We start from the raw sequence: 13,396 nt of genomic DNA, 5'->3' as shown, positions 1-13,396 counted from the left end.
TGCATTTAACTGAAAAAATCTGCCTCCCGGCTTCAACACTTGATTTTTGTCATTGTTTTCTCTATTAAGTCTTTCTTATTTTTAGTTGCTTACTGCTAATTCTATAAATATGAAACGCTTTCTACTCCTGTTGTCGCTTTTTGTGATCATTTCCTGCAAAAATAAAAATGAGAATACCGAAACTGACTTTACCGATGAAGGTTACGAGCTGCTTACCGATGCAAGTGTGTATTTTCAGCCTTTATCTTCGGTAGAAATGGAAGAACCCGACTCTAATGCAGTAAAACTCGGGAAGCATTTATTTTATGACACCCGTTTGTCGGGAGAGGGGAATATCAGCTGTAATTCCTGTCACAACCTGAACACTTATGGGGTAGACAACCGGCAATTCTCTCCCGGAGATGTTGAAGGAACCTTTGGGAACCGGAATTCCCCCACGGTACTTTACGCCGCTTTACACAAAATGCAGTTTTGGGATGGCCGTGCACAAACTGTAGAAGAACAGGCTGCAGGCCCCATTTTAAACCCTATTGAACACAATATTAAACAGGAAGAACAGCTGGTAAACCGCCTGAAAGAAGTTGAGCTATACCAGGATTTGTTTACCAAAGCTTATGGCGACGAAGGAATTACATTTGAAAATGCCCTTAAAGCCATTGGGGCTTTTGAACGCACCCTGATGCCAAAAAGCCGGTTTGACTCCTATCTCGAAGGAGATCATTCTGCCCTTACTGAAAGAGAAAAATCCGGACTTAAAAGCTTTATAAATGCCGGTTGTATCACCTGCCACAGTGGCGTTGCCATGGGCGGACAAATGTTCCAGAAATTTGGTTTGTACGAAGATTACTGGAAATACACTGAATCTGAAACTATTGATCTGGGACTCTATGAAATAAGTCAGGATGAAATGGATAAGTATTTCTTCAAAGTTCCCGGTTTGCGCAATATTGAACATACCTACCCATACTTCCACGACGGCTCTGTAGAAGATCTTAACAAAGCGGTAGAAATTATGGTAGAATTGCAAACTGCCAACGATCTTTCTGAAACAGAGATTGAAGATATTGTGGCCTTCTTAAAGAGCCTGTCTGCCGATGTTCGGGACGAGGCAAAACAAAATCCCTTTGAGTAGGCGACAATTAATCGGGATAGGTTTACAGGCCCTTATACTTCCGCAGAAAATTGAGTAATAGGGAGAAGGAAGTTATTTTAAATTGATCATTGAGGGAGAGTTCACTTTTAAGAGGTTCCAAAAATGCCATTTTTGGGAAGTGTTTTGAAGACAGGAGCATCAAATAAACATCATCACTAAAAAGCAAAATAGAGAACATCAGGAAGCAAAAAAAAACCTTTCAGCGAACTGAAAGGTTATAAAACTAATTCAATAATATGTTTTTAGAATAAACCTAAATACTTCTTCCCCCCAGAAAAAATAAATAGATAGTATTCATTATCGAATTAACCCAGTTTAAACTGCGCTCGCAGAGATTACTTTATTAAAACCAGATATTGCCATTTTAGACATTAGGGTTGAAGGTTCACAAACAGGAATCTGGTTAGGGAACCAGTTAGACATCCCGCTCATCTATTTAACTGCTTTTAACGATGTAGAGACCATCAAAAAAGCAATTGCTACAAAACCCACCAGCTACCTGGTAAAACCCTTTAATAACAAGGACCTTTTTATTGCTGTAGAACTGGCTGTGAGTAAAATACAAACGAAAGCAAAAATTGTTGTAAAGGATAAAGACAAAAAAGTCATCCTGTCAGAAGAACAGATCCTGTTTGCAAAAAAAGAAGATCAATACCTCATGCTTTATTTAGAAAATTCTGAAAAGTTGATCCGTTCGAGTATTAAAGAGTTTTTAGCGCAGGTGAATTCTTCTTCCTTTTTACAAGTGCACCGGTCCTATATCATCAACAAAAAATGTGTCACTGCCTTTAACAACAAAGAGATTACCATTGGCAACAAGAATATTCCCATCTCAAAAAGATACGCGAAAGAAGTTTTAGGGGAAATCTCTCCTTCTTGATGCCTTTTCATTTTTAAATTCAAGTAACTAAGCTGAAGAACTCAATGTGGAATTTAAAGTCTCCTGCTTTGAAGCAAATGAGAATAATTTTTATATTAACGGTAAAATCCACAAAGGGCTTGAGCAAGTTTTAGCTTCAGTTTATGAAATTCATGACTGAAGCTAAAACATATTAAACTTTAATTCTTCTGGTTACAAATAATCACCTGTAAGAGCTTGGTTCGTCAAACACTAAAAGCCTCTGAAGGAAAAAGAAAAAATATCTTTTTATTAATCAAATTTGTGTGAGAGTGGACAATAGCTCTTTTACTAAAAACATGATACTATATTTTTTCAATTCTCATTAAATTATTAATAATTTTTGAATATTTTTAAAGACTCCGCTGCAGAGTCAATATTGTCCCTACCCAAGAAAAACAATTGCAGCTGTTAGAAAACCCATCATAATGAACAAAGGGCTAGGGCATAAAGCACATTCACTATTACCAGAACCGCATTTGGTAACCAAGTTGTTGAGAGCTGTCTCTTCATTTATTTCCCCTCCTTACCTATTATCCTTTGAATCGATTCCGCTTAACCTTTTAGGAGATGAATATTTAATTAATACCAACTGTAAAAACCTATGAACATTCAACTGGAACTCTTAGCCAGAGAGCGAATGAACCTCGCCCTCTTACAGAACCGCATCCCTCTTATTCAAAAGTTACAGATTGGTAACGATACAGAAGAACATTTAGAAAATCTGAAACTAAAGATAAAGTCCGATCCAGAAGGTGTCTTGAATGGGGAAATGGCAATTTCCTCTATTCCTCCTGGTGAAACTTTCATCGTAGAAAATCCCATTATAAGCCACTCCTGGGACTACTTTAAAAACGTAAATGAAAAAATTCGGGGAAGAGTTTTGGTTGATTTACTGGATACAGAGGGTACTATTATATCACAGACCTTTCAGGATTTAGAAATCGAGCCAGAGAGTGTTTGGTTAGGGCAACAGGCGCCACTTGAACTTCTGGTGAGTCACATAATGCCAAACAGCGACATTGTTCAGCGAATCAATCGAAAGGCTGCGGATTTTCTTAAGGAATTGACGGGAAATTCTGCTTTGAGTGGTTATCAAAGTAAAAATCGTGAACGGATATATCAAACAGCTCAGGCAATATATCAGGCTATTCGAGAAGAAAACATCACCTATTCAGAAGCTCCCGCCAGTTTTGAAGATACAGGTCAAAAAATTCGTACGCCAGAGCAGATCCTTAAACATGCAATGGCTAACTGCTTGGATATTTCTCTTCTTTACGCTGCTTGTTTAGAACAGGCGGGGATTCATTCATTAGTATTTATAATACAAGGTCATGCTTATGCAGGCTTTTGGTTGGAAGACAAATTTCTTCCGCGACCTTTGGAGGAAGATGCTCAGTTTTTCAGGAAAAGGATTGAACTGGATGAAATGGCGGCTATAGAAATCACTAGCGCCACAGCTGATTCTCATATTGGTTTTTCTCAATTAGAGAGTTTGGGTAAAGACCACTTTAAAAATGGTGAGAACTTTATTTGTGGTATAGACGTGACTCATTGCCGGCGGCACGCCAGAATTCATCCCCTAAATGATTCAGTATCGTTAGCTAATAAGACAACAGAGAAAAGAGCGCTAAGAAAGGAAGAAACGGAATTGGAGACCCGAAGCTTTAAAGAATTTGAATTACCTGAAAATGTCGAGGCTCGCGAGAAAGAGCTCGATAAGTGGAAAGACAAACTTCTGGACCTTAGCTTCCGTAATCGCCTTTTGAACTTTCGCCCTAATAAAGGAACTGTGGAAATCCTTTGTCATAGCCCGAACGAAATTGAGGATATACTTGCTGATGGTGCAGCTTTCGAAATATTGCCTGAACCACGACAAAGTTCTTTGAACCTCCAACGGACCGATCAAGAAGAGATTCTAACAGACCAGATAACCTTAAACTTTGAAAGAAAGAAACTGTTAACAAAACTATCTGAGACCAAATTTCAGACAGTACTGAACAGTCTTTATCGTTCGGTTGTGAATGCAGAAGAAGAAACCGGGGCTAATACATTGTTTCTTGCTTTAGGTATACTTTCCTGGAAGGAGACTGATCGAAGTCAGACAGAAAGAAGATCTCCACTCCTGTTGCTTCCCGTAAACCTCAAGAAAAAAACAGTTGGAGGTAAATTTTCCCTGTCACTCCGCGACGATGATACCGTGTTAAACCATACTCTTCTTCAAAAACTAAAAAGGGATTTTGATTTAGAGTTCCCTGGTTTGGATCCTCTTCCTGAAGACAAATCTGGAGTAAATGTTCAATTGATATTTGACATTATTAGAAAAATAATTCGTGACAGACGTGGATGGGAAGTTAAAGAAGAAGTATGGCTCAGTGAATTTTCTTTTCAGAAGTACCTCATGTGGAAAGAACTGGATAATCACTATGAGGATATGCTCAAAAGCCCTGTGATTCGCACAATAATGACTTCAGAAGCCCCCGATGAAATACCAGAATTCGTTTCAGAAGATAAGGTGGAAGAGCTACTTCATCCTAAGGATCTGTATTGCCCTCTGTCAGCAGACTCATCCCAAATGGCTGCAGTGCTATCAGCAGCGGAAGGCAACAGTTTTGTACTCCAGGGGCCTCCCGGCACGGGAAAATCTCAGACCATAGCTAACATGATATCTCACTGCATTGGAATTGGAAAACGAGTACTCTTTGTTTCCGAAAAGAAAGTTGCATTAGAAGTGGTCTACAGGCGCTTACAAGAGATTGGCATTGGTCCTTTTTGTCTGGAACTTCATTCTAAAAAATCAGAAAAGAAGGAAGTTGTAAAAAGCTTCTACAATGCTCTGGAATTTAATTCCGAGCCCCTTAATGGCGAATGGAACCAGGTTTCAGAAGAATTAAAAACCTCTAGGGACGGATTAAATAACTACTTCCGGGAACTTCATGAAGTAAGTCCTTCAGGTATTTCAGCATATAAAGCTTTTGGATTGGCTTCAAGAAACCCCAATATGCCGAAGGTAGATCTTAATTTCGAAAGTTTTCTGAAATTCCCTCTAGCTATGTTTAGAGAACTCGTTTCAAAATTAAAAACCTGGGAGGAATTTGCAGGAAGCCTAACAAATGAAGAATATTTAGCTTGGGCCACAGTTCAAAAAAAGGAATGGAATAGCAGAACCGAAGAGGTAGTAATTCAATTGATGAACAAAATCAAGCCCCTGATTGAGGAGCTTGAAAGAATAAGTGGGGATGTCAATAATAAACTCCCAATCAATCCAAAATGGAAAATTGTTGACTGGCTAGCCTTGAGAGATTTTGTTGATAAGCTATTGGATACACCGAAGATAAAACCTGGATTTCTCAACCAAGGAGATTTCTCACAATATAATTCCGAATTTTATGAGAATTTAGAACATTTAAAAAATCAAGCAGAAATCAGGCAAAAGCTGGAGAAGGTGTTCCAGGCAAAAGTGTTTCAGGAGAATTTTTATGAGCTGAAGCAGCAACTACAGGAAACTCGAGAGGGTTTTTTCCTTATCTCATTTTTTAAGAAGCTAAAGTTTAAAAGAAGCCTTAAAGCTCTGTTGAAAGACAAATTAGAACCTCTGGACAATTATGCTCAATATTTTGTAGATGGAATAAGATATCAGGAAGGTTTAATTAAAGAAGAAAGGGCCTGCCGCTTCGTAAAAGAAGCAATAGGAGAAGAATACCAGCTTACAAATGATGAGAAATTTCGAAAAGCGATGGCCTGGGCAGAAGATGTGAATAAAGATCTTTTAGCCCTCTACTCTTCAGATTTTGAAACAGCCGCCTCAGCTAAGGCTTTTATTGCCAACTTGATTGAAAATAGATCCTTAGCCCTGGCGGAATCAAGCGAAATAAAAAAAGAATTTGACCAAAAGCACGAATTTTTAACTGACCTCAGATCAAATCTAAATTTGCTGAAGGACGAACTGGAGATAAAATCTGGATTTGCTGAAGTAAAAGCGACTGAACTAGCACAAAAACTTAAAGCTATTCAAAACTCTTTTTCGCTGTTCAGAGATATTACCACAATGAATGTTTTGAAGTCTGAACTTTCTGTAGCAGGTTTAGATCCGCTTTTTGAAGCTGTGGATAAAACAGAGGTCTCAAAATCAAAAATCTACGAGGTTTTCAATTATAACTTTCATCGTCAATGGCTACAGGAGAAAAATGAAGGCTCTGATATTTTAAATAGCACCACCGGATTACAGCTCAACAAGTTGGATTCTGATTTTAAAACTTTAGATCATAAGTACAGAGGTTATACTGAAAAGGCTCTCTCCGGCAAAATATCTGCTGACAAACCCAGAATGGGGAATCTGATTTTACCCGATTCGCCGGTAGGTCTTATTGTGAAGGAAAATAAGAAGAGTAGGCGGCATCTTCCTATTCGAAAGTTTCTGGATTCGATTGATTCAGTAGCTAAAAGCCTCAAGCCTTGCTACCTCATGAGCCCGATGTCCGTGAGTCAATATCTGCCAATTTCCCCAGATTTTGACATAGTCATCTTTGATGAAGCTTCACAAATACCACCTTGGGATGCCATAGGGGCATTGTCGAGAGGAAAACAGGCAATAATAGTCGGAGACACTAAACAATTGCCACCAACGGCTTTCTTTAGCATGAAATCAGAAGATGATTCAGATGAAAAGATAGACTGTGAAAGCGTTCTGGAAATGTTTGGTAGTATATATCCTGAAATGCTTCTTAAATGGCATTATCGAAGTCGCTCTGAGAGTCTTATCAGTTTTTCAAATCATCACATTTATGATAATAGGCTTCACACCTTTCCCGCCAGTGATACTGAAGATGACAAAGTTTCTTTAAAGGTAGTAAATGGTAAGAATGCTTTTTATGATAAGGGGAAATCCAAGACAAATGGTGGGGAGGCTAACGCTGTAGTTGATGAAATATTTAATCGCCTAAAAGAAGAAAGCACTGGCTCCATTGGGGTGGTAACCTTTAGCTCCGTCCAGGCGAACCTCATCAGCGATTTAATCGATGCGCGTCTGCAAAAGGAGCCACAATTTGAAAGTTTTTTCGACGCCAATAATTCTGAATATATCTTTGTTAAGAACCTCGAAAATGTGCAGGGAGATGAAAGAGATTTGATCTTATTTTCTGTAGGCTATGGTAAAGACAGTCTTGGAAAAATAAGTCGAAATTTTGGTCCATTAAATAATTCAGGAGGTGAACGTCGTCTAAATGTCGCAGTGACTCGAGCCAGAAATGAAGTAAAAATATTTTCAAACTTTCACCCACGGGAGCTTGATGTTAGCACAAGCAGCTCAGAAGGACTACGTCTACTAAAGGAATATTTGCTATATGCACAAGAAGGCCATAAAGCCCTTCTTCGACAACAATCCTTCAACATTGAAGATGAGTTTGGTTCTCTTTTTGAAAAAGAAGTTGCTGTTGCACTCAGAAATAAGGGCTGGAATGTGCGGACACAGATAGGAGTTGGTGGATATCGTGTAGACTTAGGAATAGTACATCCAGAGTATCATGGACGTTTCTTGGCAGGCATAGAATGTGATGGTGCACGTTACCACTCTGCAAAATCAGCCAGGGACAGAGATATTTTAAGGCAGATGGTGTTAGAAGGGCTGGGCTGGACAATTTTAAGGATTTGGTCAACTGATTGGTGGTACGATAGCAGCAAATGTATAGATAAGCTACATCAAGAATTAGAAGCTTTGTTAGTTGCTCCCAGAGAGGCTATTAAAGAAGTCTTTAAAGAAATAGACACTTCCAAATTTATTGCGGAAGATAAAGAATCTGAGCAACAGGAAGAGGAGATTAATGTACTTCAGGAAAATTTACCACCAGTCAAGAACTCTTCATTATTTGACCCTACAGTGGTGGATCTAACTCCTATGGGAGATTTTTTTGAGAATCCTACATTAGTAAGTAGCCAGGTGAAGGATTTTGTTCAATCCTTGACACCTGTTTCCAGAGAAGAATGTTTTTCAACTATATCCCGCTCCTGGGGATTTGCACGAAGAGGAAATAGAATAGACCTATTTTTAGAAACTTGCTCTAAAAATATCCATCGTACTAAATCTAATGGTCAAGTATTCTTCTGGAATTCTCCAGATGATGTTGGAGCGGTTGAAGCTCTTCGATTGCCACCAGATGGTCAGCAGAGACACCCATCCACTATTGCACCTGAAGAACTTTTACATGGTTTTTTGCCTTTACTTCAAAGTAATATTGAGATTCCAAAAGATGTGCTTTACAAAGAGGTGGCAAAAATGCTTGGCTTCAGTAGGATCACAAAAGAGAATACAAAACATATGGAACCCGCCTTAGATATTCTGAAAAAAACCCAGAGAATAAGTATTGAGAAAAATGTTGTAATCTTTCAAAAACAAAATTAATCCTGAAAAGTGAAGAAAGTAAGGCAGATCTTGTACGGTCATGAAACTTTCCCAAAAGGATTGAAGAAGAGTGTGCATAAAATCATGAGCGTTTCGAAACGTCAGGGCAATTTTAGTTGGTATTTTGATGTGTTTATTATAAGTTTAATACTTTTGAATATCCTTGCTTTAGTGCTAGAATCCGTCATACCAATAAAGCAACAGTATCATGAGCAATTCGTTCTTTTTGAAACTTTCTCTGTTCTCATTTTCACCTTGGAATATGTTTTACGAGTATGGTCTGCCAATGTAAAACCGAAGTACTCCCGCTCTGTAATAGGTAATTTTAAATATGCCTGTACTCCACTTGCTGTGATCGATCTTTTAGCTATTCTCCCTTTTTATCTACCGTTCCTGGGGATTGACCTAAGACTTCTAAGGATGTTTAGAATATTTAGAGTGTTCAGATTATTTAAAATTGCCCGCTACCTGACAGCCCTAGAACTAATGGAGCGAGTACTGATAAAGAAAAAAGAGGAACTTATGGTTTCCTTGATCTTTACTGTTTTTCTTCTTTTGTTGGCTTCAACACTTATGTACTACGTAGAAAATGAAGCCCAACCAGAGCATTTTTCCAGTATTCCAGAAACGATGTGGTGGGGCATAGCTACTCTTACCACTGTAGGATATGGCGATATGTATCCCGTGACAGGTTTAGGACAATTTTTAGGTGGCATAATTGCCATTATAGGGATTGGGTTATTTGCTCTACCCACAGGAATATTAGCAGCAGGATTTTCAGAGGAAGTATCTCAGAAAGCAAAAAAAGAAGGTGCTTGTCCCAACTGCGGAAATATTAATAATTAACCCTTTAAGTTCATAGCCAGATACATTTATAAAGTATTCTTCCTGTTCAGATTAACCACGATTTTTGCCTAATCCCCAAGTTTTGATCATGATCCCTACTTTAGAAATAGAAGCACAAATGCTTCAGCAGAATCATTCAATGCAAAAATTAAAGCTTTTAGAAGTCAATTTAGAGGGGTGAAAAATGTAGAATTTTTCCTGTACAGATTAACTACATTATTTAGCTAGTCCACAACTTTTGTTCTTGATCCTCTTGTAGTCTGTATGTTTTTGCCAAAGTAAGAGAAAAGTGATTTCCTATAAAAATAGAAAAATGTTCCACTATAGTTGCACTCGCCCAAAAATAAAAAAGCCTAACATCTCTGTCAGGCTTTAATTTGCTCCCCCTCTTGGGCTCGAACCAAGGACCCTTTGATTAACAGTCAAATGCTCTAACCAACTGAGCTAAGGAGGAATTTCAGTATGTCTTCAGTGTCATTTTAAAAGGTCACTAACACCCTTTTTATTGTTGCTCCTCCTCTTGGGCTCGAACCAAGGACCCTCTGATTAACAGTCAGATGCTCTAACCAACTGAGCTAAGGAGGACTGTCGCAACCATTTTTGCGGTTGCAAATATAATTTAAAAAATCTATTTCCCTAAACAAAGTGCGAAAAAATTAAGTGGCGCATCAGAGTTTTTTCTCCCGTGTTAAATTCAGGAAAGTACTTCGCTTTTTAAATAATTTTGACGCTGCTAAACTTTAAATATGAAATCACTTACTACCATCCTTTTACTGGTCCTCTCCAACGCTTTTATGACTCTTGCCTGGTATGGGCATTTAAAGTTTGGAGAATGGAAAGGCGTAGCCAAATGGGGGCTTTTTGGGCTCATTGTTATTAGCTGGGGCATCGCCTTTTTTGAATACTGCTTCCAGGTACCGGCAAACCGTATTGGCTTCAGTGGTACCGGCGGCCCTTTTTCCCTTGTTCAGTTAAAAGTGCTTCAGGAAGTCATCACCCTTGTGGTATTTGTGGTCTTTTCGGTGATCTTCTTCAAAAATGAAACCTTCAGCAGCAACCATCTTATAGGGTTTATCTTCCTGATCCTGGCTGTTTATTTCATTTTCAAAGGATAGCCAAAAATGCCATTTTTGACACCTCTAGATTCCGCGGTTACAGTCGCCGTAGTTGATTTCAGACTGGTACTGCTTCAGGTAATCGATGAGATATTCCGCAGTAGTCTTTTCATACGTGCTAGTGGGCTGTTGAAAATCTTCCTCGTAAACATTAGACAAATAATCATTCATGGCCACAGTAATTTCCGAAGCATCAGGAAGCAGACTACCATCGGCGGCGACAAGCTCTACCCTTCCATTCCTGTATTCCATCACTATCCCTGAATACGCCAAAGAAGGTGCATAAGATGCATTAAGGAAACCCTCCAGCTGCCCTACCGTCATTTTGAACGAGTCCAGCCCGTTTTGAAAAGGATCAATGGTGTACAAATCAAAAGGGGTGATGCTACCATAATCAAGGCCGGCCCTTATCCCCCCATAATTCTGAAAAACCACATCGGCGCCGGTGATAGCGCGTAAGGCATCGGTGTAGAAGCAGGCGGTTTCATTCCTGTCGTGATCTTGCAGGGAGGTGCCTAATTCTTCAAAGAATTCGGGCCTGTTATTGTATGAGGCGATCAATTCTTCCATCGCAGCATCGGTTTCTGTGACCTTATTGAGATCGATAAGCTCATAAGTATACGAAGTCACCTCGCCATTTTTCACACTAAGGTTCAATTTGGTAAGCAGCTCAAGGTCTGAACCCGATTGTACCATGTACCTCCCCTTCACCTGCTCATTGTATACCGCATGATTGTGCCCCCCAACTACCAGGTCAACAAAATCATGCTGCTCCAAAATCATCCTGTCACCGCCTCTACCGTAGTGGGTGAGCGCCACCACAAGATCGGCAGACATTACTTCGGAATCATTGCGATATGCCTGCATGGCATCTACACCTTCAGTAAACTCCAGTCCCTTCAATTTCTTCGGATGAGATAGCGGTTTATTATCGGCCGAAGAAGTTTCTACCACACTTATAAATGCGATCTCAAAACCATCTTTTTCAAGGATCACTTTTCCCTGCGGAAGCGTAAAACCTGAATCACTGCTTTCAATATTGGCACAAAGAAAAGGGAAACCGGCTTCGAGCATTCTCTTTTGAAGCACTTCCTGCCCGTAATCAAACTCGTGGTTGCCCAGTGCAGTGACGTCCATCCCCGCTTTGCCCATAAGGTCTACAATGGGAGATCCTTTTTCGGGGTGGTAATCTACCACAGGATTTCCTGAGAAAATATCGCCTCCCGAAACAAAGAACACCTGCGACTCTGTTTCTTTTTCTTTATCGATGATGGCTTTTATCCTTCCGAAGTTATGGATCTTGCCGTGGGGGTCATTGATGGTGTAGATCACAATGCTTTCGGCTTCGGGTTCTACTTCAGGCGGTACAGGATTTTCTGAATTAGCAGAATCATCTGAAGAGCAGGAAAGAACCACAAAAATACCTGCCAAAAATGCCATTTTCCGAAGGTATTCCGAAGTAAAAGAAAATAAAGGTGTTTTCATAAAGGATAAAATTGAAGAGGCTGCCTCAAAAATCTGCCGACCGCTTTACGCATTACTGCGTGACGATCATAGAACTTTTGAGACAGCCTCTCATAAAAATTGTTAGCTAAATTTATTCGAATAACCAGCGATAGATGTCATTCCCGTTGGCAAACAAGACCAAGGCAATTAAAATGACAAAACCAACCAGTTGTGCATATTCCATGAATTTTTCATTAGGTTTTCTCCCGGTGATCATTTCATACATCAGGAAAACCACGTGGCCACCATCCAGTGCCGGGATGGGAAGTATGTTCATAAAAGCCAGGATGATAGAAATAAAGGCTGTGGTCATCCAGAAGGCCTGCCAGTTCCATGCATCGGGGAACAGGCCGCCAATGGCGCCAAAACCTCCCACCTGGGTGGCTCCTTTTTTGGTGAACACATACTTGAACTGGGCTACATAATCGTGCAGCGTCCAGTAGGCAAGGTCAAAACCTTTAGATATACTTTCGGTAAATGAGTAATGCTCTCTGCTCACCTCGATTGAAGAACCGGGTGCAACCCCAATTTTCCCTTCTTCATCGGGCGTGATCGCTATACTTTGTTGTTGCCCGTCTATGGTACCCGCAGTCTGGCCGTCTACTTCCATACTTGCATATTCACCATTGCGGCTATAAACTATTCTTAGCTCTTTTCCCTTGCTGGCTTCAATTTGCCGGGTCACTTCATGCCAGTAGCCAACTTCAAAATCATTAATGGCAATAATCCGGTCACCTTTTTTAAGACCGGCCTTATCTGCAGGGCTACCTTCAATTACCGTGTCGAGCACCGGGATGGTCATGGGAACGAATGGCTGCATCACGCCCTGCTCGAACATTTGAGAACCTATGTCTTCGGGAACCGAAATGGTTTCTTCCTGCCCGTTCTGGTGTAAAACGCTAATGCTTTGAACATCCCTCAAAAAGAGGTATTTATTGATATCAATACTATTCTTCAGGTCTTCTCCATTTACCTGCAGCACGCGGTCGCCATCCTGGAAACCGAATTCTTTAAAGGTATCATCTACAGCAAAGCCATTGGGCATATCTTCGGGCGCTATGTAAGGGCTACCCCAGGTGAATACCACCATCATATAGATAAAGAAACCAAGGACCACATTGACAGTAACCCCACCAACCATAACAATTAGCCGCTGCCATGCCGGTTTACTGCGGAATTCCCAGGTCTTTGGCGGTTGGGCCATTTGCTCCTTGTCCATGCTCTCATCTATCATTCCGGCAATTTTCACATAACCTCCCAGCGGAAGCCATCCAATACCGTACACGGTATCGCCGATTTTCTTCTTTAAAATGGCAAATTTGACATCAAAGAACAGGAAGAATTTTTCAACTTTTATCCCAAACATTTTCGCCGGGATAAAGTGTCCAAGCTCATGCAGAACGATAAGCAGCGATAAACTGAGTATTAATTGTAATGCTTTTATAAAAAAAGGGTCCATATTTTCTGGCAAAATTAAAATC

At 40.0% G+C, this 13,396-nt stretch carries 7 protein-coding genes, 2 tRNA genes and 1 pseudogene; 6 read left to right on the top strand and 4 right to left on the bottom strand.

Annotated features, from left to right (window positions below; translation table 11 throughout):
* Window positions 1–109 precede the first annotated feature (109 nt).
* The 5 genes and pseudogenes from VS868_RS07690 to VS868_RS07670 form a co-directional block, all read left to right on the top strand.
* Window positions 110–1,132: a cytochrome c peroxidase gene (locus tag VS868_RS07690; protein WP_266070825.1), complete on the top strand. Its 1,023-nt coding sequence runs from the start codon at window positions 110–112 to the stop codon at window positions 1,130–1,132.
* 571 nt (window positions 1,133–1,703) lie between these two features.
* Window positions 1,704–2,033, top strand: a complete 330-nt coding sequence (locus VS868_RS07685; protein ID WP_266070826.1) for a LytTR family DNA-binding domain-containing protein — start codon at window positions 1,704–1,706, stop codon at window positions 2,031–2,033.
* Window positions 2,034–2,655: 622 nt separating this feature from the next.
* Window positions 2,656–8,448 (top strand): DUF4011 domain-containing protein, encoded by a 5,793-nt coding sequence (locus VS868_RS07680; RefSeq protein WP_345599751.1) that lies wholly within the window; start codon window positions 2,656–2,658, stop codon window positions 8,446–8,448.
* 9 nt (window positions 8,449–8,457) lie between these two features.
* Window positions 8,458–9,294 (top strand): ion transporter, encoded by an 837-nt coding sequence (locus tag VS868_RS07675; protein ID WP_266070828.1) that lies wholly within the window; start codon window positions 8,458–8,460, stop codon window positions 9,292–9,294.
* A 108-nt stretch (window positions 9,295–9,402) separates the two neighbouring features.
* Window positions 9,403–9,522: pseudogene (locus VS868_RS07670) on the top strand (transposase); the annotation flags it as partial.
* Between the two features lie 152 nt (window positions 9,523–9,674).
* Here VS868_RS07670 and VS868_RS07665 read toward each other — a convergent pair.
* Together VS868_RS07665 and VS868_RS07660 are read right to left on the bottom strand one after the other, a co-directional pair.
* Window positions 9,675–9,748: transfer RNA gene (locus tag VS868_RS07665), tRNA-Asn, on the bottom strand.
* 57 nt (window positions 9,749–9,805) lie between these two features.
* Window positions 9,806–9,879 (bottom strand) — tRNA-Asn (locus VS868_RS07660).
* Between the two features lie 161 nt (window positions 9,880–10,040).
* Between VS868_RS07660 and VS868_RS07655 the strand changes: the two genes are divergently transcribed.
* Window positions 10,041–10,409, top strand: coding sequence for a DMT family protein (locus VS868_RS07655; RefSeq protein ID WP_266070829.1), 369 nt, complete (start codon window positions 10,041–10,043; stop codon window positions 10,407–10,409).
* A 24-nt stretch (window positions 10,410–10,433) separates the two neighbouring features.
* On the opposite strand, the gene VS868_RS07650 is transcribed toward VS868_RS07655, so the two are convergent.
* Both VS868_RS07650 and rseP read right to left on the bottom strand, forming a co-directional pair.
* The gene (locus VS868_RS07650) at window positions 10,434–11,894 is read right to left on the bottom strand and encodes a bifunctional UDP-sugar hydrolase/5'-nucleotidase (RefSeq protein WP_345599750.1); all 1,461 of its coding nucleotides are present in this window, start codon (window positions 11,892–11,894) and stop codon (window positions 10,434–10,436) included.
* 112 nt (window positions 11,895–12,006) lie between these two features.
* Window positions 12,007–13,374: an RIP metalloprotease RseP gene (gene rseP / locus VS868_RS07645; RefSeq protein ID WP_345599749.1), complete on the bottom strand. Its 1,368-nt coding sequence runs from the start codon at window positions 13,372–13,374 to the stop codon at window positions 12,007–12,009.
* Between the last annotated feature and the right edge of the window lie 22 nt (window positions 13,375–13,396).

The sequence above is a fragment of the Salinimicrobium sp. 3283s genome (assembly GCF_039602225.1).
GTDB classification, from domain to species: Bacteria; Bacteroidota; Bacteroidia; order Flavobacteriales; family Flavobacteriaceae; genus Salinimicrobium; species Salinimicrobium profundisediminis.
The sequence above is the reverse complement of the archived record's forward strand: the minus strand, read 5'-3'. Positions and strand labels throughout refer to the sequence as shown.